A 24523-nucleotide genomic window follows, 5' to 3' on the forward strand; every position below is an offset into this window, starting at 1 on the left:
GCACCCGGGAGGGCAGGGCTTTGTCCGGCCCCGTCCGCGGTCAGGTCACGGCCGCGCTCTGATCCTCGGTGGATCCCTCGGTGGATCCCTTGGTGCCCGAAGCCGGCATCCGGCAGTCGGCACTCGCCGGCCTCACCCGATATCAGGCGGATCAATCCGGACCCGCACCGCGACCTCTCCACCCCCACGCGCCATCCGAGCCGCCTGCGCGGTCTTCAGCGCGGAGGCCAACGCGGCCCCGCTTCCCGGCGGAACCCGTATCAACGCCCGGTCCCAGTGCTCCCCCGGCGGCGGCCCGCCCACCCGCCGAGGCCGCCCCACGGCCGTGACCGGCATCGGCACGGGCCCCAACACCTCGGCGTCCGGCGGCAGCTCGGCCGCACGCAGGAACTCGGCGATCGCCTCCCCGGGTCCGGCCACGGCAGCCATCCGCGACACCGGCGGAAACCCCAGCTCGGCCCGCTCGGCGAGCTCGCGCACCGCGTGCCCGACGGGGTCCCACCTCACCAGCGCCTGCACGGGCCGCAACGTGGGCTCGGCGACGACGACCACCGTCCCTCCGGCGCTCTGCGGCCGTACCAACGAGGCGGCCCCGATCCAGCGGCGCAGCGCGTCCTCCCCCGCCCGCAGGTCGGGCCGCCCGAGCATGGCCCAGCCGTCCAGCAGCAGGGCCGCCGCGTAGCCGCCCTCGGCGACGGGCTCGGCGCCCGGCGTGCTCACGACCAGCGAGGGTGTGCCCGGCACTGTGTCCAGCACATGCTCGCGCCCCGACGTGCGCACCGGAACGGCGGGAAAGGCCCGCCCCAGCTCCTCGGCGGTCCGCCGCGCCCCCACCACCTGGGCGCGAAGCCGGAATCCACCGCACTCCGGACAGTGCCAGGAACCCTCGTCCCGTCCGCACCACCCGCACTGCAGATCGGCCCCGGAGCCCTGTGCCTCCAGCGGCCCGGCGCAGTGCCTGCACCGGGCGGGCGCCCGGCAGTTGGCGCACGCCATCCGTGGTACGTATCCCCGCCGAGGCACCTGCACGAGCACCGGCCCGTGCCGCAGCCCGTCCCGCACCGCCTGCCAGGCAAGCGTGGGCAGCCGGGCGGCCCGAGCGGCCTCGTCCCGGGCGAGATCGCCGTCCCCGACGGTCCGTACGAGCGGAGCCGCGCCCCGCACCTGCTCCCGTGCGGCAACCAGCGGCCGGGCCCAACCGCTCTCCACGAGCTGCGCGGCCTCGACGGTGCAGCTCCAACTCCCCAGCAGAAACCCGCACTTGTCCTGGGCGGCCCGAAGCAGCAGCACTTCGCGCGCATGGGGCTGCGGGGCGTGCAGCTCGCTGTGGCTGTCGTCGCCGTCGTCCCAGAGGGCGACCAGCCCCAGATCCTGCACGGGCGCGAACATGGCGGCCCGCGTCCCCACAACGGCCCGCACGCTCCCTCGCCGCACCGCCAGCCACTCCCGATACCGCTTCTCGGGCCCGGCATCGGCGGTCAGCACCGCATGATGCCCCTTGCCCAGGAGCGAGGTCAGGGCAGCGTCCACCCGAGCGACGGCCTTCCCGTCCGGCAGCACGACGAGCGCGCCCCGCCCGGAGGCCAGCGTGGCGACAACGGCGCGGGCGAGCTCCTCACTCCACTCGGGCCCGGGCAAGGCATTCCACACGGCACGCGGCGTGCCCCCGGAGGCGAGCGCCTCCAAGAACCCGGCTCCTCGCTCATACCGCTCCCAGGACCCCGCCTCGGGCCGGCCGGGCGGCGCGAGCGGCTCCGGTGAGGGCCGCTGCTCGGCCCGGGCGCTGCGCGGCGGCACCGCGAGCTGCAACACATCGGCAAGCCCTCCGGCGTACCGGTCGGCGACGGCGCGCGCGAGCGCCAACAGCTCCTCGCTCAGGACCCGCTCGGGCGATACGACCTGCGCGAGCGCCGCCAGCGGACCCGCATAGTCGGACTCGGCGACCCGCTCGACGAGGAACCCGTCAATGAGCCCCCCGCCCTCACGCCGCCCGTCTCGCACCCGATGCCGCCCGGCGCCGAACCGCACCCGCACCCGCACCCCGGGCTGTGCGTCCTCGTCCAGCTCCTCCGGCACGGCGTAGTCGAAGTACCGGTCGAGATGCAGCACGCCCTTGTCGACGAGCACCCGCGCCACCGGCAACCGCTCGGCGAGCCTGGCCCCCCGCCAGGTCCTGGGCTTCGCCCGCGGCTCCTGGGCCTTGCGCACACTCTCGCGAATGAGCGCGAGCTGCTCGGGCGACGCCCCCTCGGCGCCGCCACCACCAGTCCCGTTCTCGCTGCTCACGCTTGCATTCTTACCAAACCCCACTGACAACCGACGCCCACCCGACAGACGCCGAGGCCCGGCCCCCAAAGGGACCGGGCCTCGCGCAAAGCCGTGGATCCGGGCCTTACAGCCCCGCAGCCTTCTGCAGCGCCTCCACCCGGTCCGTCCGCTCCCAGGTGAACTCCGGCAGCTCGCGGCCGAAGTGGCCGTAGGCGGCCGTCTGGGCGTAGATCGGACGCAGCAGGTCCAGGTCGCGGATGATCGCGGCCGGGCGCAGGTCGAAGACCTCGTCGATGGCCTTCTCGATCTTCTCGGGCTCCACCTTGTGGGTACCGAAGGTCTCGACGAACAGGCCGACCGGCTCGGCCTTGCCGATCGCGTACGCCACCTGCACCTCGCAGCGCGATGCCAGTCCCGCCGCGACCACGTTCTTGGCGACCCAGCGCATCGCGTACGCCGCCGAACGGTCCACCTTGGACGGGTCCTTGCCGGAGAAGGCACCGCCGCCGTGGCGGGCCATGCCGCCGTACGTGTCGATGATGATCTTCCGGCCGGTCAGCCCCGCGTCACCCATCGGACCGCCGATCTCGAAGCGGCCGGTCGGGTTCACCAGCAAGCGGTAGTTCTCCGTGTCCAGCTTGATCCCGTCGTCGAGCAGGGACTTCAGCTCCGGCTCGACCACGAACTCCCGGATGTCGGGGGCGAGGAGCGAGTCCAGGTCGATGTCGCTCGCGTGCTGCGAGGAGACGACCACCGTGTCCAGGCGGACCGCCTTGTCGCCGTCGTACTCGATGGTGACCTGCGTCTTGCCGTCGGGGCGCAGGTAGGGGATCGTGCCGTTCTTGCGAACCTCGGACAGGCGCTTCGACAGGCGGTGCGCCAGGAAGATCGGCAGCGGCATCAGCGTCGGCGTCTCGTCCGACGCGTAGCCGAACATCAGGCCCTGGTCACCGGCGCCCTGCCGGTCCAGCTCGTCTTCGTCGCCCTCGACCCGGGACTCGTACGCCGTGTCCACGCCCTGGGCGATGTCCGGGGACTGCGCGCCGATCGACACCGACACGCCGCAGGAGGCGCCGTCGAAGCCCTTCTTCGAGGAGTCGTAGCCGATCTCCAGGATCTTGCTGCGGACCAGCGTCGCGATGTCCGCGTACGTCTTGGTCGTGACCTCTCCGGCCACATGCACGAGCCCGGTGGTGATCAGTGTCTCGACGGCGACCCGAGAGGTCGGGTCCTCGCGCAGAAGCGCGTCGAGAATGGTGTCGCTGATCTGGTCAGCGATCTTGTCGGGGTGACCCTCGGTCACGGACTCCGAGGTAAACAGGCGACGGGACACAACGCTCCCTGTGGTTGCAGCGGCTGCTGGCTGATCATTGGCGGACGGGCCTGGGGGCTGCGCCCGGCGTCGTCCGAGGACAGTTTATCTGTCGTGCTCGGTCACGGACCCCCTGTCTCGCCTCTCGGGAGCGCTGTGACCTGCGGCACGGGCATTCTGCCCACTCTCACACACCCTTGACCAGGGATGCCACACCCGAATCGAGGAAGCCACCAGTGAAGCCCGAGCGCATCAAACAATTCACCCCAGTCGCCGCGCCACCAGGTCCCACACGGTTTCGGCCAGGGCCTCCTTCGGGCCGTGCGGTACCGGGGTCTCGCTGCCGTCGGCGCCCAGGACGACCGCCTCGTTCTCCTCGGAGCCGAACGTCTTGCGCTCCCCCACCTCGTTCACCACGAGGAGGTCGCACCCCTTGCGTTCCAGCTTCTTGCGGCCGTTGGCCAGCACGTCGTCCGTCTCGGCGGCGAAGCCGACGATCACCTGACCGGGGCGGGCGCGGTCGGTGGAGATCTCCGCGAGGATGTCCGGATTTCGCACCAGAATGATGGGTTCCGGGTCCTCACCGTCCTTCTTCTTGATCTTCCCGGTGGCATAGGTCGCGGGGCGGAAATCGGCCACCGCGGCCGCCATCACCACCGCGTCGGCGTCCGAGGCGGCCTTGAGGACCGCCTCCCGCAGCTGCACCGCCGTGCCGACCGGTACGACGTCCACGCCGGCCGGGTCGGGCAGCGCGGGGTTGGCGGAGACCAGCGTGACGCGGGCGCCGCGGGCGGCGGCGGTGCGGGCGAGGGCGTAGCCCTGCTTGCCGGAGGAACGGTTGCCGAGGAAGCGAACGGGATCGAGGGGCTCGCGCGTGCCACCGGCGCTGACGACGACATGCCGTCCCTTGAGGTCCGGCTCGGTGACGCCCCGGGCCAGCACCCGGCGGCAGACCTCGAAGATCTCCGCGGGCTCGGGCAGCCGGCCCTTGCCGGTGTCCACGCCGGTGAGGCGGCCGACGGCGGGCTCGATGACGACCGCGCCGCGCCGGCGCAGTGTTGCCACGTTCTCCTGGGTCGCCGGGTGCTCCCACATCTCGGTGTGCATGGCGGGGGCGAAGACCACCGGGCAGCGGGCGGTGAGCAGGGTATTGGTGAGCAGGTCGTCGGCGAGGCCGTGCGCGGCCTTGGCGAGCATGTCGGCCGTGGCCGGGGCGACGATCACCAGGTCGGCGTGCTGGCCGATGCGGACGTGCGGGACCTCGTGGACGTCGTCCCAGACCTCCGTCGAGACGGGGTTGCCGGAGAGGGCGGACCAGGTGGCGGCGCCGACGAAGTGCAGGGCGGAGGCGGTGGGGACGACGCGGACGTCGTGACCCGACTCGGTGAGTCTGCGCAGCAGCTCACAGGCCTTGTACGCGGCAATGCCGCCGCTGACCCCCAGAACGACCTTCGGCTTGTCCACCGGCTCTCCCCGAATCGGCTCAGGTGCGCCAGGGATCAGCGCACGACTCCACTACACACCACAGGCCCGGCAGTCGCGCTGCCGGGCCTGTGGAAAAGTCAGCTTCAAGCTGTAAATCGTACTTACTGCGCCGGGCCCTCAACGGCCTCGGACGTCAGCAGACCCGCGTTGATCTCGCGCAGGGAGATCGAGAGCGGCTTCTCGTGGACGTGGGTGTCCACCAGCGGACCGACGTACTCGAGGAGGCCCTCGCCGAGCTGCGAGTAGTACGCGTTGATCTGGCGGGCCCGCTTGGCCGCGTAGATCACGAGGCTGTACTTCGAGTCGGTGGCCTCGAGGAGCTCGTCGATCGGCGGGTTGATGATGCCCTCGGGCGCGGAGATGGAAGAGGACACGCTCTACCTTCCGATGGATGGGAAAGATTCAGTGGATGTGATCACTCGGAACGAGCAGTCACGATCACACAACGTCCACCAAGGCTAGCAGCTCGCGCGCCACGTCCTCGACGGAGGTGTTGACCAAGGTCATGTCGAACTCCGGCTCGGCCGCCAGCTCGACCTTCGCCGCGTCCAGCCGGCGCTTGATCACCTCGGGCGGCTCGGTGCCACGTCCGGTGAGTCTGCGCACGAGCTCCTCCCAGGAAGGAGGAGCCAGGAACACCAGCTGAGCCTCGGCCATGGACTCCCGGACCTGCCGGGCCCCCTGGAGATCGATCTCCAGCAGGACGGGCTCACCCGCCTCCAGCCGCTCCAGCACGGCCGCACGCGGCGTGCCGTAGCGGTTGCCCGCGAACTCGGCCCACTCCAGCAGCTCGCCGTTGGCGATCAGCTTGTCCATCTCGTCGTCGGTGACGAAGAAGTAGTGGACTCCATGCCGCTCGCCGGGGCGGGGCTTGCGGGTCGTCGCCGACACCGAGAGCCAGACCTCGGGGTGTTCCTTGCGCATATGGGCGACGACCGTGCTCTTGCCGACCCCTGAGGGGCCGGAGAGCACGGTCAGCCGCGGACGTTCACTCATGCAGCGATTATTCCAGCAATCCCGGAGTGCCCGGGACTCCCTGTCCCAACTGCCGGGAGTCAGGAACCGGTGCTGCCGAACTCACGCTCCAGGGAAGCGATCTGGTTCGAGCCGAGGCCACGCACACGGCGGCTCTCGGAGATGCCGAGTCGCTCCATGATCTGCTTGGCGCGGACCTTGCCCACGCCCGGCAGGGACTCAAGCAGCGCGGAGACCTTCATCTTGCCGATGACGTCGTTCTCCTGGCCCTGCTTGATGACCTCGTGCAGGGAGGCGCCGGAGTGCTTGAGTCGATTCTTGACCTCGGCCCGCTCCCGGCGAGCCGCGGCGGCCTTTTCGAGCGCGGCTGCGCGCTGTTCAGGGGTAAGGGGCGGAAGAGCCACGCCTACGTCACCTCGGATGTCGAACTGTCGGATACGGACCGGTGAGGAACCTAGTCGCCCCACACCTGGGGAGGCACGAGCAACACGCTGCCCGTTCTCCCCCACTGCTTCAGGAGCGTGGAAGGTGCCCCCACTGGTCGGAGACTAGCGGGCAAGTCCGCCAGAGTCAGCGAGAACAGCGGAAAAGTCCTGGTCAGCCTCCGTCAGGTCGGACATTTAGGACATAATGCCCCGGATTTGAGGATGTATTCAGACTCAAGTCGGCCGCGGACCACTCATCGGAGGACTTCCGCGACCGGCTCGAACACCTCTGACGGCGGTCAGGCACCCGATACAGCGTGCGCGACCTCGTCTGCGAAGCGTGACGCGGCCTCACGCAGCGCGACGACGTCCGGTCCGTGCCGCAGCACACCCCGGCTGACGTTCGGGACGACATTGCGCACCGCCGCGCCGAAGACCTGCGGAAGATCCGCGGGCGTGGCGCCCTGGGCACCGATGCCGGGGGCGAGGATCGGACCGTTGATGGCGAGGTCGTACGACGACAGGTCGCCGAGCGTGGCGCCGACGACCGCCCCGAAGGACCCCAGAGGCTCCTCTCCCTCGTTCTCGGCGGCCAGGTGGGCCAGCATCGTCGCGCCGACGGTGCGGCCGTCCGCGCGGATCGCGTGCTGGACCTCGCCGCCCTCGGGATTCGAGGTCAGCGCGAGCACGAACAGGCCGGCGCCGCTCTCCCGGGCCAGCGCCACGGCCGGCGAGAGCGATCCGTAGCCGAGGTACGGCGAGACGGTCAGCGCGTCGGAGAACAGCGGGGAGTCCTTGTGCAGGAAGGACTCGGCGTACGCGGCCATGGTCGAGCCGATGTCGCCGCGCTTGGCGTCCATCACGACCAGCGCTCCGGCCGCTCGCGCCTCCTCGACCGTCTTCTCCAGGACGGCGACACCGCGCGACCCGAAGCGCTCGAAGAAGGCGCTCTGCGGCTTGAGCAGGGCGACCCGGTCGGCCATCGCCTCGACGACCGTACGGCTGAACCGCTCCAGGCCCGCCACGTCGTCGTTCAGGCCCCACTCGGCGAGCAGGGAGGCGTGCGGGTCGATGCCGACGCAAAGGGGGCCGCGCTCGTCCATGGCGCGGCGAAGGCGTGCGCCGAAGGGTTCGAGAGAGCTCATGCCGTCTTCCTCACGTCGGCGCCGACCGCGTCGGCGAGGGTGGCGTACGGGCTGGTGCGCAGGCGCGCGGCGAGCCCCTTGTGGAGGGCACGGCCCCAGAAGGGCCCCTCGTAGATGAAGGCGCTGTATCCCTGCACGAGCGTGGCACCGGCGAGGATGCGCTGCCAGGCGTCCTCGGCGTTCTCGATGCCCCCGACGCCCACGAGGGTGATCCGGTCGCCCACGCGCGCGTACAGGCGCCTCAGCACCTCCAGGGAGCGCGCCTTCAGGGGCGCCCCCGACAGACCGCCGGTCTCCTTCACGAGGGTGGGTTCGGACTTCAAACCGAGTCCCTCGCGCGCGATGGTGGTGTTCGTGGCGATGATCCCGGCCAGGCCGAGCTCGACGGCCAGGTCGGCGACGGCGTCGACGTCCTCGTCGGCGAGGTCCGGCGCGATCTTCACCAGCAGCGGCACGCGACGGGCGGTCACCGTGCGGTCGGCGGCCTCGCGGACGGCGCTCAGGAGCGGCCGCAGGGACTCCGTGGCCTGGAGGTTGCGCAGGCCGGGCGTGTTGGGCGAGGAGACGTTCACGACCAGGTAGTCGGCGTACGGCGCGAGCCGCTCGGTCGACTTCACGTAGTCGCCGGCGGCGTCGGCCTCCGGGACGACCTTGGTCTTGCCGATGTTGACGCCCACGACGGTGCTGAAGACGGGCGTACGGGACGCCAGGCGGGCCGCCACGGCCAGCGAGCCCTCGTTGTTGAAGCCCATGCGGTTGATGAGCGCGCGGTCCTGCACGAGCCGGAACAGCCGCTTCTTGGGGTTGCCGGGCTGGGCCTCCCCGGTCACCGTGCCGATCTCGACGTGGTCGAAGCCGAGCATCGACATCCCGTCGATCGCGACGGCGTTCTTGTCGAAGCCCGCGGCGAGCCCGAAGGGGCCGTGCATGCGCAGCCCGAAGGCCTCGGTCCGCAGTTCCTTGTGGCGGGGCGCGAGCGCGGCCGCGACGAACGTGCGCAGCACCGGGATGCGGACGGCGAGCCGGATCCAGCGGAACGCCAGGTGGTGGGCCTGCTCCGGGTCCATCCGTTTGAAAACCAGACGGAAGAAAAGCTTGTACATCGTTGTGTCCTCTTCGAAGCCTCAGTGAGCCTCATGAAGAGGGGGACACCGTTTCCGGTGTCCCCCTCAGGGCTGCTAGTCGCGGGCCGCGGTCAGATGCTCGGCGTGTTCCTGCAGGGAACGTACGCCCACATCACCGTGGTTGAGGGCGTCGATGCCCTGGACGGCGGCGGCGAGCGCCTGGACCGTCGTCAGGCAGGGCACGGACCGCGCCACGGCCGCCGTACGGATGTCGTAGCCGTCGAGGCGGCCGCCGGTGCCGTACGGGGTGTTGACGATGAGGTCGACCTCGCCGTCGTGGATGAGCTGGACGATGGTCTTCTCGCCGTTCGGGCCGGTGCCCTCGGACTGCTTGCGCACGACCGTGGCGTTGATGCCGTTGCGCTTGAGGACCTCGGCCGTGCCGGAGGTGGCCATGAGCTCGAAGCCGTGGGCGACCAGCTCGCGCGCCGGGAAGATCATCGAGCGCTTGTCGCGGTTGGCGACCGAGATGAACGCGCGGCCCTTGGTGGGGAGCGGGCCGTACGCGCCCGCCTGCGACTTGGCGTACGCCGTGCCGAAGACGGAGTCGATGCCCATGACCTCGCCGGTGGAGCGCATCTCCGGGCCGAGGACGGTGTCGACGCCGCGCCCGTGGATGTCGCGGAAGCGCGACCACGGCATGACGGCCTCCTTGACGGAGATCGGCGCGTCGAGCGGGAGTTCGCCGCCGTCGCCGGTCGCCGGAAGCAGGCCCTCGGCGCGCAGTTCGGCGATGGTCGCGCCCAGCGAGATGCGGGCGGCGGCCTTCGCCAGCGGTACCGCGGTCGCCTTCGAGGTGAAGGGGACGGTGCGGGACGCGCGCGGGTTGGCCTCCAGGACGTACAGGATGTCGCCCGCCATCGCGAACTGGATGTTGATCAGGCCGCGTACGCCGACGCCCTTGGCGATGGCCTCCGTGGACGCCCGCAGGCGCTTGATGTCGAAGCCGCCGAGCGTGATCGGGGGCAGGGCGCACGCCGAGTCGCCGGAGTGGATGCCGGCCTCCTCGATGTGCTCCATGACGCCGCCGAGGTAGAGCTCGGTGCCGTCGTAGAGCGCGTCGACGTCGATCTCGATCGCGTCGTCCAGGAACCGGTCGACGAGGACCGGCCGCGAGGGGCTGATCTCGGTCGACTCGGCGATGTAGGACTCCAGCCGGGTCTCGTCGTAGACGATCTCCATGCCGCGTCCGCCGAGGACGTACGACGGCCGCACGAGGACCGGGTAGCCGATCTCGTCGGCGATGGCCTTGGCGCCGGCGAAGGTGGTGGCGGTGCCGTGCTTGGGGGCCGGGAGGCCCGCCTCCGCGAGGACCCGCCCGAAGGCGCCCCGGTCCTCGGCGGCGTGGATGGCCTCCGGGGACGTACCGACGATCGGCACGCCGTTGTCCTTCAGCGCCTGCGACAGACCCAGCGGGGTCTGGCCGCCCAGCTGGACGATCACGCCCGCCACCGGACCGGCCTGCTGCTCGGCATGGACGATCTCCAGCACGTCCTCCAGCGTCAGCGGCTCGAAGTACAGCCGGTCGGAGGTGTCGTAGTCCGTGGAGACGGTCTCCGGGTTGCAGTTGACCATCACGGTCTCGTACCCGGCGTCGCTCAGCGCGAAGGAGGCGTGGACGCAGGAGTAGTCGAACTCGATGCCCTGGCCGATGCGGTTGGGCCCGGAGCCCAGGATGATGACGGCCGGCTTCTCACGCGAAGCGACCTCGGTCTCCTCGTCGTAGGAGGAGTAGAAGTACGGCGTCTGCGCGGCGAACTCGGCGGCGCAGGTGTCGACCGTCTTGTAGACCGGGCGGATGCCGAGCGCGTGCCGCACCTCGCGCACGACGTCCTCGCGCAGGCCGCGGATCTCGGCGATCTGCTGGTCGGAGAAGCCGTGCCGCTTTGCCTCGGCGAGCAGCTCGGGGGTGAGCTCCGCGGCCTCGGCGATCTCGTCGGCGATCTCCTTGATGAGGAAGAGCTGGTCGACGAACCAGGGGTCGATCTTCGTGTACTCGAAGACCTCCTCCTGGGTGGCGCCCGCGCGGATGGCCTGCATGACGGCGTTGATCCGGCCGTCGGTCGGGCGGACCGCCTCTTCGAGGAGAAGAGCCTTGTCGCCGGGCTCGCCGACGAAGGTGAACTGGCTGCCCTTCTTCTCCAGCGAGCGCAGCGCCTTCTGGAAGGCCTCGGTGAAGTTACGGCCGATGGCCATGGCCTCGCCGACCGACTTCATGGTGGTGGTGAGGGTGGAGTCGGCCTGCGGGAACTTCTCGAAGGCGAAGCGCGGGGCCTTCACGACCACGTAGTCGAGCGTCGGCTCGAAGGAGGCCGGGGTCTCCTTCGTGATGTCGTTCGGGATCTCGTCGAGGGTGTAGCCGACGGCGAGCTTGGCGGCGATCTTGGCGATCGGGAAGCCGGTCGCCTTGGAGGCGAGGGCCGAGGAACGCGACACGCGCGGGTTCATCTCGATGACGATCACGCGACCGTCCTCGGGGTTCACCGCGAACTGGATGTTGCAGCCGCCGGTGTCGACGCCGACCTCGCGGATCACGGCGATGCCGATGTCGCGCAGGATCTGGTACTCGCGGTCGGTGAGCGTCATCGCGGGCGCGACGGTGATCGAGTCGCCGGTGTGCACGCCCATCGGGTCGAAGTTCTCGATGGAGCAGACGACCACGACGTTGTCGTGCTTGTCGCGCATCAGCTCCAGCTCGTACTCCTTCCAGCCGAGGATGGACTCCTCAAGGAGCACCTCGGTGGTCGGCGATAGCATGAGGCCCTGGCCTGCGATGCGGCGCAGCTCCTCCTCGTCGTGCGCGAAGCCGGAGCCGGCGCCGCCCATGGTGAAGGACGGGCGGACGACGACCGGGTAGCCGCCGAGGGTCTCGACGCCGCCCAGGACGTCGTCCATGGAGTGGCAGATGACCGAGCGGGCGGACTCGCCGTAGCCGATCTTGGCGCGTACGGCCTCGACGACGTCCTTGAAGAGGTCGCGGTCCTCGCCCTTGTTGATGGCCTCGACGTTGGCGCCGATCAGCTCGACGCCGTACTTCTCCAGCGTCCCCGCCTCGTGCAGCGAGATGGCCGTGTTGAGGGCCGTCTGGCCGCCCAGGGTGGGCAGCAGTGTGTCGGGCCGCTCCTTGGCGATGATCTTCTCGACGAACTCCGGGGTGATCGGCTCGACGTAGGTGGCGTCGGCGATCTCCGGGTCGGTCATGATCGTCGCCGGGTTGGAGTTCACGAGGATGACCCGGAGGCCCTCGGACTTCAGGACGCGGCACGCCTGCGTGCCGGAGTAGTCGAACTCGGCGGCCTGGCCGATGACGATCGGGCCGGAGCCGATGACCAGGACGGACTGGATATCGGTGCGCTTAGGCACGCTGGCCCTCCATCAGGGATACGAAGCGGTCGAACAGGTAGGCGGCGTCGTGCGGGCCCGCTGCCGCTTCGGGGTGGTACTGGACGCTGAAGGCCGGCTTGTCGAGGAGGTGGAGGCCCTCCACCACGTTGTCGTTGAGGCAGACGTGGGAGACCTCGGCGCGGCCGTAGGGGGTGTCGGAGACCTTGTCGGTCGGGGCGTCCACGGCGAAGCCGTGGTTGTGCGCGGTGACCTCGACCTTGCCGGTGGTGCGGTCCTGGACCGGCTGATTGATGCCGCGGTGGCCGTACTTCAGCTTGTAGGTGCCGAAGCCGAGGGCGCGGCCGAGGATCTGGTTGCCGAAGCAGATGCCGAAGAGCGGGGTGCCGCGCTCCAGGACCGCCTGCATGACGGAGACCGGGTGGTCGGCGGTGGCCGGGTCGCCCGGGCCGTTGGAGAAGAACACGCCGTCCGGGTTCACGGCGAAGACGTCCTCGGCGGTCGCCGTGGCCGGCAGGACGTGCACCTCGATGCCGCGTTCGGCCATGCGGTGCGGGGTCATGCCCTTGATGCCGAGGTCCACGGCGGCGACCGTGAACTTCTTCTCGCCGATCGCGGGGACGACGTACGTCTCCTTGGTGGCGACCTCGGCGGAGAGGTCGGCGCCCTTCATCTCGGGGGCCTGGCGGACCTCGGCGAGCATGGTGCCCTCGTCGGGCAGCGCGTTGCCGGAGAAGATGCCAACGCGCATGGCGCCGCGCTCGCGCAGGTGGCGGGTGAGCGCGCGGGTGTCGATGCCGGAGATCCCGACGACGCCCTGGTGGCGCAGCTCGTCGTCCAGCGAGCGCTTGGCACGCCAGTTGGACGGCACGCGCGCGGGGTCGCGCACGACGTAGCCGGCGACCCAGATCTGCTTGCTCTCCGGGTCCTCGTCGTTGACGCCGGTGTTGCCGACGTGCGGGGCGGTCATCACGACGACCTGGCGGTGGTACGACGGGTCGGTGAGGGTCTCCTGGTAGCCGGTCATGCCGGTGGAGAACACGGCCTCGCCGAAGGTCACCCCCACGGCCCCGTAGGCACGGCCGCGGAACATGCGGCCGTCCTCCAGGACGAGTACGGCGGGAGCCGCCTTGTGCCTCTTCGAGGCGGTCCCCTGGATGGAGGTCGTCATCGTTCGGCGCCTTCCGTGCTGTTGTTGTCGATCATGGAGTTGTCGATCATGGAGTTAATGACGTCGACCCACTCGTTGTGCTCCGCCGCGTGGTCCGAGCGGAACCCTGAGTCGATCAGCCGCTCGCCATGCGCCCAGGTCACCACGAGCAGTCCGCCCTCGGTCAGGACCTTGCCGGCGATGCCCTTGTCGAGCCGGGCCTCGCGCAGCTGCGCGACGGGGACGAAGAAGTCGGTCGCGCCGGGGCGTACGACGTCCAGTCCCGCGTCCGTCAGCGTGAGCTCGACCCGGCTGCGGGTGCCGAGGCCGTGCGCCACGATGCGGTCCAGCCACTGACCTGCGGTGGTCGAGCCGTGGTAGCGGCCGCTCATGCTCAGTCTCGCCGGGCCGGGGTCGTCCGGCGCGCTGGGCAGCTCGGGCAGGTCGCCCTGGAGCGTGCCGCGCCATTTCCAGCCCTCGCGCATCAGCCAGTAGACGAGCGCGACGAAGAGGGCGAGTCCGACGAGCCAGCCCGCGCGGGCGGCCCAGTCGGTGACCTCGGCCGACTTCTTTTCGGCGGCGAGTCCGGCGGCGAGCAGAGTTGCAGGTGTCACGTGAGCTTCCCGTCGACGAGCGTGGCCTTGCCCCGGAGCCACGTGTGCGTCACACGGCCCGGCAGCTCACGCCCCTCGTACGGGGTGTTGCGGCTGCGCGAGGCGAAGCCCGCGGGGTCCACGGACCCACGGTATTCCGTGTCGACGAGCGTGAGGTTGGCGGGCTCACCAGCCGAGACGGGACGGCCGTGCCCCTGCGCCTGCCCGATCTGGGCGGGCTTGAAGGACATGCGCTCGGCGACCCCGGTCCAGGTGAGGAGCCCGGTGTCCACCATGGTGTCCTGCACCACTGACAACGCGGTCTCCAGGCCGACCATCCCCATCGCGGCGGCGGCCCACTCGCAGTCCTTGTCCTCGTGCGGGTGCGGGGCGTGGTCGGTGGCGACGATGTCGATGGTGCCGTCGGCGAGCGCCTCGCGCAGCGCCATCACGTCACGCTCGGTGCGCAGCGGCGGGTTCACCTTGTAGACCGGGTTGTAGGTGCGCACCATCTCGTCGGTGAGGAGCAGGTGGTGCGGGGTGACCTCGGCGGTGACGTCGATGCCGCGGGACTTGGCCCAGCGGACGATCTCGACGGACCCGGCAGTCGACAGGTGGCAGATGTGCACGCGGGAGCCGACGTGCTCGGCGAGCAGGACGTCCCGGGCGATGATCGATTCCTCGGCCACCGCGGGCCAGCCGCCGAGGCCCAGCTCGGCGGAGACGACGCCCTCGTTCATCTGGGCGCCCTCGGTCAGCCGCGGCTCCTGCGCGTGCTGGGCGACGACACCGCCGAAGGCCTTCACGTACTCCAGCGCGCGGCGCATGATCACGGCGTCGTCGACGCACTTGCCGTCGTCGGAGAAGACGGTGACGCCCGCCACCGACTCGTGCATGGCGCCCAGCTCGGCGAGCTTGCGGCCCTCGAGGCCGACGGTGACGGCGCCGATCGGCTGCACGTCGCAGTAGCCGTGCTCCCGGCCCAGTCGCCAGACCTGCTCGACCACGCCGGCGGTGTCGGCGACCGGGAAGGTGTTGGCCATGGCGAACACGGCCGTGAAGCCGCCGGAGGCCGCCGCGCGCGTGCCGGTCAGCACGGTCTCGGAGTCCTCACGGCCGGGCTCACGCAGATGCGTGTGAAGGTCGACCAGGCCCGGCAGCAGGACCTTGCCCGCCGCCTCGACGACCTGGGCGCCCTCGTCGCTCAGACCGGTGCCCACCGCTGCGATGGTCTCGCCGTCGATCAGTACGTCCTGCGGCTCGCCGCCGAGCACCTTCGCACCACGGATCAGGATCTTGCTCATCGGTCTTACTTCTCCTCGGTACGGGTGTGGGCGGCGGCCGGTTCGTTTCCGCCCAGCAGCAGATACAGGACGGCCATCCGGATGGAGACTCCGTTTGCAACCTGCTCGATGGCGGTGCAGCGCTCCGAGTCGGCGACCTCGGCGGTGATCTCCATGCCGCGGACCATCGGGCCGGGGTGCATGACGATGGAGTGCTCGGGCATCTTGGCCATGCGGTCGCCGTCGAGGCCGTAGCGCCGCGAGTACTCGCGCTCGGTCGGGAAGAACGCGGCGTTCATGCGCTCGCGCTGCACGCGCAGCATCATCACCGCGTCGGACTTCGGAAGCGTGCTGTCGAGGTCGTACGACACCTCGCAGGGCCAGGTCTCGACGCCGACCGGCACCAGGGTGGGCGGCGCGACGAGGGTGACCTGGGCGCCGAGGGTGTGCAGCAGGTCGACGTTGGAGCGGGCGACCCGGCTGTGCAGGATGTCGCCGACGATCGTGATGCGCCGGCCGTCGAGGTCCTGGCCGATCCCGGCGTCCCGGCCGACGAGCCGGCGCCGCATCGTGAAGGCGTCCAACAGGGCCTGGGTCGGGTGCTGGTGGGTGCCGTCGCCAGCGTTGATGACGGCCGCGTCGATCCAGCCGGAGTTGGCCAGGCGGTACGGCGCTCCGGAGGCGCCGTGCCGGATGACCACGGCGTCGACGCCCATGGCCTCCAGGGTCTGGGCGGTGTCCTTCAGGGACTCGCCCTTGGACACGCTCGACCCCTTGGCGGTGAAGTTGATGACGTCCGCGGAGAGCCGCTTCTCGGCGGCCTCGAAGGAGATACGCGTGCGCGTGGAGTCCTCGAAGAAGAGGTTCACGACGGTGCGGCCGCGCAGGGTCGGCAACTTCTTGATCGGCCGGTCGGCGACCCGGGCCATCTCCTCGGCGGTGTCGAGGATCAGGACGGCGTCGTCGCGGGTGAGGTCGGCGGCCGAGATGAGATGACGCTGCATCTGTCAGGCTCCGTAAGGCAGTTCATTCAGGCGAAATCGGGGCAGACGGGTGCGCGCGAGGGCGCACTGAGCGGGCGTACGACAGCGGCATACGCCGTGGGCGCTACTGGGAGGTCCGCTTGGCACCGAGCAGAACGGTGTCGCGACCGTCCTCCTCGGCGAGCAGGACCTTGACCGTCTCCCGCAGCGACGTGGGGAGGTTCTTGCCGACGTAGTCGGCGCGGATGGGCAGTTCGCGGTGGCCGCGGTCGACGAGGACGGCGAGCTGGACCGCGCGCGGACGGCCGATGTCGTTCAGGGCGTCGAGAGCGGCGCGGATCGTGCGGCCGGAGAAGAGCACGTCGTCGACGAGGACGACGAGGCGGCCGTCGATGCCGTCACCGGGGATCTCGGTGCGGGCGAGCGCACGCGGCGGGTGCATGCGCAGGTCGTCGCGGTACATCGTGATGTCCAGCGAGCCGACCGGCATCTTGCGCTCGGTGATTTCCTCGAGCTTGGCGGCGAGCCGCTGGGCGAGGAAGACGCCTCGGGTGGGAATCCCGAGGAGCACCACGTCGTCGGCGCCCTTGGCGCGCTCGACGATCTCGTGGGCAATGCGGGTCAACACCCGCGCGATGTCAGGGCCTTCGAGAACGGGCCTTGCGTCGGACGCTTGCGTGTCCTGTTGCCTGTCCATACGAAAAGGACCTCCTTCTCCGCCTCACGGGACGGACCTTAAAGGACGTCTGGTTTGCGCCATCCACGGTAGCAGGCCGCCGAGGCCCTCCTCATCACCCCCTTGGCCCAATCAGCCACCGATAGCACGGAAGAGTCGGTGTGGACCATTCGGCTTGACGGGCCAGAGTAACGCTGCGTAACCTCACAGTGAGTTACCAACCGCGCGGCATGGAACCCAAGCCACGCCGCGTCGACACAGTGTCCGGGGAGCTATATGTCCAGCGAATACGCCAAACAGCTCGGGGCCAAACTCCGGGCCATCCGCACCCAGCAGGGCCTTTCCCTCCACGGTGTCGAGGAGAAGTCCCAGGGACGCTGGAAGGCCGTCGTGGTCGGTTCGTACGAGCGCGGCGACCGCGCCGTGACCGTGCAGCGACTTGCCGAGCTGGCGGATTTCTACGGCGTGCCGGTGCAGGAGCTGCTGCCGGGCACCACGCCGGGCGGGGCCGCCGAGCCGCCGCCGAAGCTGGTCCTGGACCTGGAGCGGCTGGCCCACGTGCCGGCCGAGAAGGCGGGCCCCCTGCAGCGCTATGCCGCGACCATCCAGTCGCAGCGCGGTGACTACAACGGCAAGGTGCTGTCGATCCGCCAGGACGACCTGCGCACACTCGCCGTCATCTACGACCAGTCCCCCTCGGTCCTCACCGAGCAGCTGATCAGCTGGGGCGTGCTGGACGCGGACGCGCGCCGCGCAGTGTCCCACGCCGACGAGGGCTGAGCGTTACGCCGCTTGAGCAGAAACGTACCGCCGGGGTGGCCGGAACCCATTGGGTTGCGGCCACCCCGGCGGCGTTCTGCAGCCTGAGGAGACCCCGAGAGTCCCCTGGGGCACAAGAAGACGCGGGAGGGCCCGCAGCGGTCGCTGCGGGCCCTCCCGCGTCTTCGAGGACCCTTACGCTTCGTCTCGGCGCAGCGAGGGCTTCAGGTCCTTGAGCCGGCCGAGCAGGCCGTTGACGAACGAGGGCGACTCGTCCGTCGAGAACTCCTTCGCCAGCTGCACCATCTCGTCCAGCACGACGGCGTCCGGGGTCTCGTCGACCCAGATCAGCTCGTACGCGCCGAGGCGCAGGATGTTGCGGTCCACGACCGGCATCCGGTCGAGCGTCCAGCCGACGGAGTACTGCGCGATCAGCTCGTCGATGCGCCTCGCGTGCTGGGCGTAGCCCTCGACGAGCTGCATCGTGTACTCGCTGACCGGCGGCTGCCGGGTGTCGTCCCGGGAGAGCCGGATCCAGTCCGCGAGGACCGTCAGGACGCCGACCCCGCGCTGGTCGCCCTCGAAGAGGATCTGGAAGGCGCGCTTGCGGGCCGTGTTGCGGGCAGCCAATTTAGCTGTTCACCCGGCCGAGGTAGTCGCTCGTGCGAGTGTCGACCTTGATCTTCTCACCGGTGGTGATGAAGAGCGGGACGTTGATCTGGTGGCCAGTCTCCAGGATGGCGGGCTTGGTGCCGCCGGTGGAGCGGTCGCCCTGGACGCCCGGCTCGGTCTCCTGGATGACGAGCTCGACGGCGGCCGGCAGCTCGACGAAGAGCACCTCGCCCTCGTGCTGCGCGACGGTGGCCGTAAAGCCCTCGATCAGGAAGTTGGCGGCGTCGCCGACGGCCTTGCGGTCGACCATGAGCTGGTCGTAGGTCTCCATGTCCATGAAGACGAAGTACTCGCCGTCCATGTAGGAGAACTGCATGTCGCGCTTGTCGACAGTGGCCGTCTCGACCTTGACGCCGGCGTTGAACGTCTTGTCGACGACCTTGCCGGAGAGCACGTTCTTGAGCTTGGTGCGCACGAAGGCCGGGCCCTTGCCGGGCTTGACGTGCTGGAACTCGACGACGGACCAGAGCTGGCCGCCTTCGAGCTTGAGCACCAGGCCGTTCTTGAGGTCGTTCGTGGAAGCCACGGTTGCGGAATCTCCTGGACTGACGTGGACGACCCCGGCGCACGCTCCTGTCTAAAGGGCGAGCAGCTCCTTGGTCGTGATGGTGAGTAGCTCGGGTCCGCCGTCCGCCTCGGGGCGGACGACGAGCGTGTCATCGATCCGGACGCCGCCCCGGCCCGGGAGGTGGACCCCCGGTTCGACGGTGACCGGCACGCAAGCGTCCAGTTTACCCATGGCCGCGGGAGCCAACTGCGGGTCCTCGTCGATTTCGAGTCCCACACCGTGCCCCGTCAGCGACGGAAGGCCCTCCGCGTACCCCGCGGAATCCAGTACCTGACGTGCGGCACGGTCCACGTCGCGGTAGGCGGCGCCAGGTACCAGAGACTCCCGTCCGGCGCGCTGGGCGGCGAAGACCAGGTCGTACAGCTCGATCTGCCAGTCGGCCGGGGAGGTACCGATCACGAAGGTACGGCCGATCTCGCAGCGGTAGCCGCGGTACATGGCCCCCAGGCAGACGGAGAGGAAGTCGCCTTCCTCGACCCGGCGGTCGGTGGGCCGATGGGCACGCCGGCCGGAGTTCGGGCCGGTGGCCACGGCGGTGGGGAAGGCGGGGCCGTCGGCGCCGTGATCGACGAGGCGCCGTTCCAGTTCGAGGGCGAGGTGGCGCTCCGTGCGGCCGACGAGGATGGATTCGAGCAGCTCGCCCAGGGCCTGGTCGGCGATCTCGGCGCCGATGCGGAGGCAGGAGATCTCCTCCTCGTCCTTGACGACGCGGAGCTGTTCGACGGCGCCGCCGAGGTCGGTCAGGCGCAGCCGGGGGACGACGGAGCGGATGGCTCGGTGCCGGGCGACGGTGAGGTGATGTTCCTCCACGGCGAGGGAGTCACCGCCCTGCGCGGCGCAGAGGTCGGCGGCCGCGACGGCGGGGTCACCGCCGGCGCCGGGCAGGAGGTGCGTCCGCAGCGCCTCGTCCGGGCGACCCTCGGCGGGGCGGTCGCCGGGCGGGCCGAGGCACACGAGCAGGTCCTCGGTCCTGCCGATGAGGAGCACGGAGTCCTGCGGGGCGGCGCCTGCGAGGTAGCGGACGTTCGCGGGGCGGGAGATCAGCGCGGAGGCGCTGCCGCTGGCTTGGCAGCGTTCCCGTAGGCGGGTTCGGCGGGCGGCGTACACCTCTGACATGACACGAGCGTAGGAGCTCTGTCGGGTTGGCGCCGGTTGAGGGGGTCTGAGTGGGCGGTGCCGCGTTTGTGCGGGTTGGACGAGTGCCGACCCGGGGTTGTGTGTCGTCTACAGGTCAGTGGGGGCCGGTCGCGCAGTTCCCCGCGCCCCTGGGTCGGCTCCGCTCGCCTCCGCTACCAGTTCGGTGGGCTCGCGATCGAGCGGGCCAGTACGTCGTCCAGGACCCGTGCCGTCTGCGGGACGTCGAGCTGGGAGTTGTCGATGATCGGCAGGCCCGAGCCGTACCAGCCCGCCATGCGGCCGTGGATGCGGGCGACCTCCTCGTCGGTGAGGCGGCGGTTGCCCATGCGTTCGGCGTTGCGCTCCAGGACGATCTCCAGGCCCGGCAGCAGCACCACGGGCAGCAGCCCCGGGCCGACGTGGCGCTTCCAGCCGCCGAGGCCGACCACCGGGCGGTCGGGGAACACCGCGTCGTCGAGGATGCAGGAGATGCCGTTGGCCAGGAAGTTTCGCGCGGCGAAGCCACAGGTGCGGCGGGCCAGGCGGTACTGCGCCTCGGAATGGTCGTTCCACCCGGACTGGGGGTCGGCGAAGCCCGAGCGGACCCATTCGCGGACGTCGTCGAGGCTGATGTGGGCCGTGGGGACCCGGCGGTGGTCCGCCCAGTACTTGGCGACGCTTGTCTTACCGGCCCCCGCCGGGCCGATGAGCAGCACCGCGATGGTCGTGCTCCCCATGTCGGGTGCCGCGGTGGCGGGCGGGACGCTCGGCATGCCGACGGGGCCGCCGGGCGGCAGCGGTACGTGCCCCGTGGTCTCGGGGGTCGGCGGCGCCGGGACCTGTGGGGGTGTGTGCTGGACCGGTCCGGGCGGTGCGAAGCCCGGTGCCGGAGGCGGCGGGGGCACCGGGGCGGATCCCTGGTGCGGAGCAGATCCCTGATGCGGGGCGGGTCCCTGGTGCGGCGCTGGTCCTTGGTGCCCACCCGGGTGGTGCGCACCCGGGGGCTGTCCGGCCGGCGACCAGCCGTGCCCCGACTGGTGGGGCGGCGGCAGCGGAGAACCCACTGCGTGCTGCATCCGGTGCCACTCCGTCTCGTCTTCCATGGCCATTGCCGCTGGCAGCGGGCACGACCCGCTCTCCCCCACTGCCCGAAAGGCGTGGGGGCACCCCCACCGAACGGTACCGCCCCCGGCCGCCGTTTGGTGAACGGCCGGGGGCGGTCTGAAGTGCCCATCGCCACAGGTGAATCGGACGGAACGGTGAATCGGAGGACTTACTGGCCGACTTCGCCGTACGCGGCGAGCAGCACGGCCGGGTCCGGCCCCTCCAGCACAGTGGGCTTGGCCAGGCCGTCCAGGACGATGAAGCGCAGCAGATTGCCGCGGGACTTCTTGTCGACCTTCATCGTCTCGAGCAGCTTGGGCCACTGGTCGTAGCGGTACTGCAGCGGCAGGCCCACCGACTCCAGGATGGTGCGGTGCCGGTCCGCCGTGGCGTCGTCCAACCGACCGGCGAGACGGCCGAGTTCGGCGGCGAAGTGCATACCGACGGCCACCGCCGCTCCGTGCCGCCACTTGTAGCGCTCGTTCTTCTCGATCGCGTGGCCGAGTGTGTGGCCGTAGTTGAGGATCTCCCGCAGACCCGACTCCTTCAGGTCGGACGAGACGACCTCGGCCTTGACCCGGATCGAGCGCTCGATCAGCTCCGCGGTGTGCGGGCCGGCCGGGGTGCGCGCGGCCTCGGGGTCGGCCTCGATCAGCTCCAGGATCGCCGGGTCGGCGATGAAGCCGGCCTTGATGATCTCCGCGAGTCCGGAGACGTAGTCGTTGACCGGGAGCGAGTCCAGCGCGGCCAGGTCGCACAGCACGCCGGCCGGCGGGTGGAAGGCACCCACCAGGTTCTTGCCCTCGGCGGTGTTGATGCCGGTCTTGCCGCCCACCGCCGCGTCCACCATGGCCAGCACGGTGGTCGGGACCGCGATCCAGCGCACCCCGCGCAGCCAGCTGGCGGCCACGAAGCCGGCCAGGTCGGTGGTCGAGCCGCCGCCGACACCGACGATCAGGTCGGAGCGGGTGAACCCGGACTGGCCCAGCGCCTTCCAGCAGTAGGCGGCCACCTCGGCGGTCTTGGCCTCCTCGGCGTTCGGCACCTGGATGGCGACCGCCTCGTAGCCCTGCTCGGCCAGATCGGCCCGCAGCGCCTCGCCGGTCTCGGCCAGCGCCTCCGGGTGGATCACGGCGATCCGCTGGGCCTTGCCGCCGATCAACCCGCCCAGCTCGCCCAGGAGCTGACGGCCCACCAGGACCTCGTACGGTTCGCTGCCCGCGGTACCGCCGACCTGGATCCGCGTCACTGCCTCAGTCATGCGTCCTTCAACTCCAGTGCGTCCAGGGCGGCTTGAGTCACCTCTTCGGGTGTCCTGCCGTCGGTGGCCACGACAGCCGTGGCGATCCCCTCGTACAGATGGCGGCGGGCCTCCATCAGGTCCCGCCACTGCTTGCGCGGATTGACCGCGAGCAGCGGGCGGGCGGCGTTCAGGCCGGTGCGCTTGACCGCCTCCTCGACGTCCATCGACAGGTAGACGACCTGCTGCCCGAGCAGCAGCGCGCGCGTGTCCTCGTCCAGGATCGAGCCGCCACCCAGCGCCAGGACGCCGTCGTGCTCGGCGAGCGCCCGGTGCACGGCCTGCTTCTCGATCGCCCGGAAGGCCGGCTCGCCCTCGTCGACGAAGATCTCCGCGATCGTCCGGCCCTGCTCGGCCACGATGTCGTCGTCGGTGTCCCGGTAGCCGACGCCGAGCCGCTCGGCCAGCAGCTGCCCGACCGTGGACTTGCCCACGCCCATCGGTCCGACCAGCACCACCACAGGCACTGCGCTCATCGGATGGCCAGGTTGTCGAGGTACGACTGCACGTTCCGGCGGGTCTCGACGACGCTGTCGCCGCCGAACTTCTCCGCCACCGCGTCCGCGAGGACGAGCGCCACCATGGCCTCGGCGACGATGCCGGCGGCCGGGACCGCGGAGACGTCGGAGCGCTGGTGGTGGGCCTGCGTCGCCTCACCGGTCGTCACGTCGACCGTCTGGAGCGCCTTGGGCACGGTCGCGATCGGCTTCATCGCGGCGCGGACCCGCAGCAGCTCACCGGTGGTGAGGCCGCCCTCGGTGCCGCCGGAGCGCCCGGACACGCGCCGGATGCCCTCCGGCGTGTTCACGATCTCGTCGTGCGCCTTGGAACCCGGCACCCGCGCCAGCTCGAAGCCGTCGCCCAGTTCGACGCCCTTGATCGCCTGGATGCCCATGAGGGCACCGGCGAGGCGGGCGTCCAGCTTGCGGTCCCAGTGCACGTGCGAGCCGAGGCCCACGGGGACGCCGTAGGCGAGCACCTCGACCACACCGCCGAGGGTGTCGCCGTCCTTGTGGGCCTGGTCGACCTCCGCGACCATCGCCTTCGAGGTGTCCGCGTCGAGGCAGCGCAGCGGGTCGGCGTCCAGCTTCTCGACGTCGGCCGGCGTCGGGTACACACCCTGCGGGGCCTTCACGGAGCACAGCTCGACGACATGGCTGACGATCTCGATGCCGGCCGTCTCCTTGATGTACGACCGGGCCACCGCGCCCAGCGCGACACGCGCCGCCGTCTCACGGGCGGAGGCCCGCTCCAGGATCGGCCGGGCCTCGTCGAAGCCGTACTTCTGCATGCCCGCGAGGTCGGCGTGGCCGGGGCGCGGGCGGGTCAGCGGCGCGTTGCGGGCGAGGCCGGCGAGGATCTCCGGGTCGACCGGGTCGGCCGCCATGACCTGCTCCCACTTGGGCCACTCGGTGTTGCCCACCATGATCGCGACCGGGGAACCGAGGGTGAGGCCGTGCCGGACGCCGCCGATGAAGGTGACCTCGTCGCGCTCGAACTTCATGCGCGCACCGCGTCCATAGCCGAGCCGGCGCCGGGCCAGGTGGTCCGCCACCATCTCCGTGGTGATCGGCACGCCGGCGGGAAGGCCCTCCAGCGTCGCCACGAGTGCGGGACCGTGGGACTCCCCCGCGGTCAGCCAGCGCAACCTGCTCAACGGTGCTCCTCAGTGCTCGCGCCCTGGTACTGCCCTGCGTACGCGCGTCCTCGCGTACGTCGACGGCGCGACCAGGTGCGCGGCCCCGGCCCGCCACCTTCGATCCTCCCACGTCCGGCACCGGTCCCCGGCCGCCGGTCCACCAGGCGGACGGAAAATGAACGGTGCCGGGCGCCGGCGGGGATCACGCGGGGCTGTTGCCCTGGGGCTGCTGCGGGGCGTACGCACCGAGGTAGTCGGCGCCGCTGCCCTGCGGGTTCGGCTGCGCGGTCTGCGCCTGCTGAGGGGCGTAGGGGCCGAGGAAGTCGGCGCCGCTCGGCTGCTGGGCCTGCTGCTGCGGGGCGTACGGGCCCAGGTGGTCCGCGCCGCTCCCCTGCCCCTGCTGCACCGCCACCTGGACGGTCTGTCCCTGGCGCCGCGCGCGCCGCCGGTCGATCTTGCGCTTCAGCTTGAAGACCCACGACCCGACGACGAGCAGCACGATCAGGACGAGCACAGGGATCTGCACCCAGTCCGGCATGAACTGCAGGACAACCTCGAATATTTCGCTCTTGCCGGACGCCAGCGGCACACCAGTGGACACTGC

At 70.6% G+C, this 24523-nt stretch carries 23 protein-coding genes; 1 reads left to right on the forward strand and 22 read right to left on the reverse strand.

Features of this window, described 5'->3' with window-relative positions:
• Nucleotides 1–132: 132 nt before the first annotated feature.
• The 14 genes from OG254_RS09190 to pyrR all read right to left on the reverse strand — a co-directional run bounded on the left by OG254_RS09190 (nucleotide 133) and on the right by pyrR (nucleotide 16782).
• On the reverse strand, nucleotides 133–2286 hold the full coding sequence (locus OG254_RS09190) for a primosomal protein N' (RefSeq protein ID WP_405579337.1): 2154 nt from the start codon (nucleotides 2284–2286) through the stop codon (nucleotides 133–135).
• Nucleotides 2287–2392: 106 nt separating this feature from the next.
• Nucleotides 2393–3601 (reverse strand): methionine adenosyltransferase, encoded by a 1209-nt coding sequence (gene metK, locus OG254_RS09195; protein WP_351196291.1) that lies wholly within the window; start codon nucleotides 3599–3601, stop codon nucleotides 2393–2395.
• A gap of 240 nt (nucleotides 3602–3841) precedes the next feature.
• Nucleotides 3842–5044 carry a bifunctional phosphopantothenoylcysteine decarboxylase/phosphopantothenate--cysteine ligase CoaBC gene (gene coaBC, locus OG254_RS09200; RefSeq protein WP_351196289.1) on the reverse strand — a complete coding sequence of 401 codons (1203 nt, stop codon included), beginning with the start codon at nucleotides 5042–5044 and terminating at the stop codon, nucleotides 3842–3844.
• A 122-nt stretch (nucleotides 5045–5166) separates the two neighbouring features.
• Nucleotides 5167–5439, reverse strand: a complete 273-nt coding sequence (rpoZ, locus tag OG254_RS09205) for a DNA-directed RNA polymerase subunit omega (RefSeq protein WP_030247008.1) — start codon at nucleotides 5437–5439, stop codon at nucleotides 5167–5169.
• A 64-nt stretch (nucleotides 5440–5503) separates the two neighbouring features.
• Nucleotides 5504–6061: a guanylate kinase gene (gene gmk / locus OG254_RS09210; RefSeq protein ID WP_351196287.1), complete on the reverse strand. Its 558-nt coding sequence runs from the start codon at nucleotides 6059–6061 to the stop codon at nucleotides 5504–5506.
• A 59-nt stretch (nucleotides 6062–6120) separates the two neighbouring features.
• Nucleotides 6121–6444, reverse strand: coding sequence for an integration host factor (locus tag OG254_RS09215; RefSeq protein ID WP_003977346.1), 324 nt, complete (start codon nucleotides 6442–6444; stop codon nucleotides 6121–6123).
• A 320-nt stretch (nucleotides 6445–6764) separates the two neighbouring features.
• On the reverse strand, nucleotides 6765–7610 hold the full coding sequence (pyrF, locus tag OG254_RS09220) for an orotidine-5'-phosphate decarboxylase (RefSeq protein ID WP_405579343.1): 846 nt from the start codon (nucleotides 7608–7610) through the stop codon (nucleotides 6765–6767).
• Nucleotides 7607–8713 (reverse strand): quinone-dependent dihydroorotate dehydrogenase, encoded by a 1107-nt coding sequence (locus tag OG254_RS09225; protein WP_405579345.1) that lies wholly within the window; start codon nucleotides 8711–8713, stop codon nucleotides 7607–7609. Before OG254_RS09225 ends, pyrF begins: the two co-directional genes overlap by 4 nt.
• Nucleotides 8714–8788: 75 nt before the next feature.
• Complete coding sequence (gene carB / locus OG254_RS09230; RefSeq protein ID WP_405579348.1) at nucleotides 8789–12097, reverse strand: carbamoyl-phosphate synthase large subunit; 3309 nt, start codon at nucleotides 12095–12097, stop codon at nucleotides 8789–8791.
• Complete coding sequence (gene carA, locus OG254_RS09235) at nucleotides 12090–13247, reverse strand: glutamine-hydrolyzing carbamoyl-phosphate synthase small subunit (RefSeq protein WP_351196280.1); 1158 nt, start codon at nucleotides 13245–13247, stop codon at nucleotides 12090–12092. The genes carB and carA overlap by 8 nt, the downstream gene beginning before the upstream one ends.
• Nucleotides 13244–13840, reverse strand: a complete 597-nt coding sequence (locus OG254_RS09240) for a hypothetical protein (RefSeq protein ID WP_147997180.1) — start codon at nucleotides 13838–13840, stop codon at nucleotides 13244–13246. The genes carA and OG254_RS09240 overlap by 4 nt, the downstream gene beginning before the upstream one ends.
• Nucleotides 13837–15123 carry a dihydroorotase gene (locus OG254_RS09245; protein WP_351196277.1) on the reverse strand — a complete coding sequence of 429 codons (1287 nt, stop codon included), beginning with the start codon at nucleotides 15121–15123 and terminating at the stop codon, nucleotides 13837–13839. Before OG254_RS09245 ends, OG254_RS09240 begins: the two co-directional genes overlap by 4 nt.
• 5 nt (nucleotides 15124–15128) lie before the next feature.
• Complete coding sequence (locus OG254_RS09250) at nucleotides 15129–16106, reverse strand: aspartate carbamoyltransferase catalytic subunit (RefSeq protein ID WP_351196275.1); 978 nt, start codon at nucleotides 16104–16106, stop codon at nucleotides 15129–15131.
• A 103-nt stretch (nucleotides 16107–16209) separates the two neighbouring features.
• A complete protein-coding gene (gene pyrR / locus OG254_RS09255; protein ID WP_351196273.1) occupies nucleotides 16210–16782 on the reverse strand; it encodes a bifunctional pyr operon transcriptional regulator/uracil phosphoribosyltransferase PyrR in 573 nt (190 codons plus the stop codon).
• 255 nt (nucleotides 16783–17037) lie between these two features.
• Between pyrR and bldD the strand changes: the two genes are divergently transcribed.
• Nucleotides 17038–17541, forward strand: a complete 504-nt coding sequence (bldD, locus tag OG254_RS09260; protein ID WP_007491469.1) for a transcriptional regulator BldD — start codon at nucleotides 17038–17040, stop codon at nucleotides 17539–17541.
• A gap of 174 nt (nucleotides 17542–17715) precedes the next feature.
• Here the strand turns inward: bldD and nusB are convergent, their stop codons facing one another.
• The 8 genes from nusB to OG254_RS09300 all read right to left on the reverse strand — a co-directional run bounded on the left by nusB (nucleotide 17716) and on the right by OG254_RS09300 (nucleotide 24520).
• Nucleotides 17716–18150 (reverse strand): transcription antitermination factor NusB, encoded by a 435-nt coding sequence (gene nusB, locus OG254_RS09265; RefSeq protein WP_351196965.1) that lies wholly within the window; start codon nucleotides 18148–18150, stop codon nucleotides 17716–17718.
• A gap of 1 nt (nucleotide 18151) precedes the next feature.
• A complete protein-coding gene (gene efp / locus OG254_RS09270; RefSeq protein ID WP_030607045.1) occupies nucleotides 18152–18718 on the reverse strand; it encodes an elongation factor P in 567 nt (188 codons plus the stop codon).
• Between the two features lie 51 nt (nucleotides 18719–18769).
• Entirely contained in the window at nucleotides 18770–19876 is a 1107-nt protein-coding gene (locus tag OG254_RS09275) for an aminopeptidase P family protein (RefSeq protein ID WP_405579353.1), read from the reverse strand.
• Nucleotides 19877–20049: 173 nt separating this feature from the next.
• On the reverse strand, nucleotides 20050–20952 hold the full coding sequence (locus tag OG254_RS09280) for a Pro-rich N-terminal domain-containing protein (RefSeq protein WP_405579356.1): 903 nt from the start codon (nucleotides 20950–20952) through the stop codon (nucleotides 20050–20052).
• Nucleotides 20953–21149: 197 nt separating this feature from the next.
• Nucleotides 21150–22241 (reverse strand): 3-dehydroquinate synthase, encoded by a 1092-nt coding sequence (gene aroB, locus OG254_RS09285; protein ID WP_405579359.1) that lies wholly within the window; start codon nucleotides 22239–22241, stop codon nucleotides 21150–21152.
• Nucleotides 22238–22756 (reverse strand): shikimate kinase, encoded by a 519-nt coding sequence (locus tag OG254_RS09290; protein ID WP_405579362.1) that lies wholly within the window; start codon nucleotides 22754–22756, stop codon nucleotides 22238–22240. The genes aroB and OG254_RS09290 overlap by 4 nt, the downstream gene beginning before the upstream one ends.
• Nucleotides 22753–23937 carry a chorismate synthase gene (gene aroC / locus OG254_RS09295; protein ID WP_351196975.1) on the reverse strand — a complete coding sequence of 395 codons (1185 nt, stop codon included), beginning with the start codon at nucleotides 23935–23937 and terminating at the stop codon, nucleotides 22753–22755. Before aroC ends, OG254_RS09290 begins: the two co-directional genes overlap by 4 nt.
• A 184-nt stretch (nucleotides 23938–24121) precedes the next feature.
• A complete protein-coding gene (locus tag OG254_RS09300; RefSeq protein ID WP_351196977.1) occupies nucleotides 24122–24520 on the reverse strand; it encodes a hypothetical protein in 399 nt (132 codons plus the stop codon).
• Nucleotides 24521–24523 lie beyond the last annotated feature (3 nt).

The sequence above is a fragment of the Streptomyces sp. NBC_01092 genome, assembly GCF_045039535.1.
Lineage (GTDB): Bacteria > Actinomycetota > Actinomycetes > Streptomycetales > Streptomycetaceae > Streptomyces.

What these genes read in the sequence shown, in the direction of transcription:
- gmk (WP_351196287.1), bottom strand. Translation starts at nt 6,061, where the DNA reads ATGAGTGAACGTCCGCGGCTGACCGTGCTCTCCGGCCCCTCAGGGGTC.
- pyrF (WP_405579343.1), bottom strand. Translation starts at nt 7,610, where the DNA reads ATGAGCTCTCTCGAACCCTTCGGCGCACGCCTTCGCCGCGCCATGGAC.
- OG254_RS09225 (WP_405579345.1), bottom strand. Translation starts at nt 8,713, where the DNA reads ATGTACAAGCTTTTCTTCCGTCTGGTTTTCAAACGGATGGACCCGGAG.
- carA (WP_351196280.1), bottom strand. Translation starts at nt 13,247, where the DNA reads ATGACGACCTCCATCCAGGGGACCGCCTCGAAGAGGCACAAGGCGGCT.
- OG254_RS09245 (WP_351196277.1), bottom strand. Translation starts at nt 15,123, where the DNA reads ATGAGCAAGATCCTGATCCGTGGTGCGAAGGTGCTCGGCGGCGAGCCG.
- OG254_RS09250 (WP_351196275.1), bottom strand. Translation starts at nt 16,106, where the DNA reads ATGCAGCGTCATCTCATCTCGGCCGCCGACCTCACCCGCGACGACGCC.
- pyrR (WP_351196273.1), bottom strand. Translation starts at nt 16,782, where the DNA reads ATGGACAGGCAACAGGACACGCAAGCGTCCGACGCAAGGCCCGTTCTC.
- bldD (WP_007491469.1), top strand. Translation starts at nt 17,038, where the DNA reads ATGTCCAGCGAATACGCCAAACAGCTCGGGGCCAAACTCCGGGCCATC.
- OG254_RS09275 (WP_405579353.1), bottom strand. Translation starts at nt 19,876, where the DNA reads ATGTCAGAGGTGTACGCCGCCCGCCGAACCCGCCTACGGGAACGCTGC.
- OG254_RS09280 (WP_405579356.1), bottom strand. Translation starts at nt 20,952, where the DNA reads ATGCAGCACGCAGTGGGTTCTCCGCTGCCGCCGCCCCACCAGTCGGGG.
- aroB (WP_405579359.1), bottom strand. Translation starts at nt 22,241, where the DNA reads ATGACTGAGGCAGTGACGCGGATCCAGGTCGGCGGTACCGCGGGCAGC.
- OG254_RS09290 (WP_405579362.1), bottom strand. Translation starts at nt 22,756, where the DNA reads ATGAGCGCAGTGCCTGTGGTGGTGCTGGTCGGACCGATGGGCGTGGGC.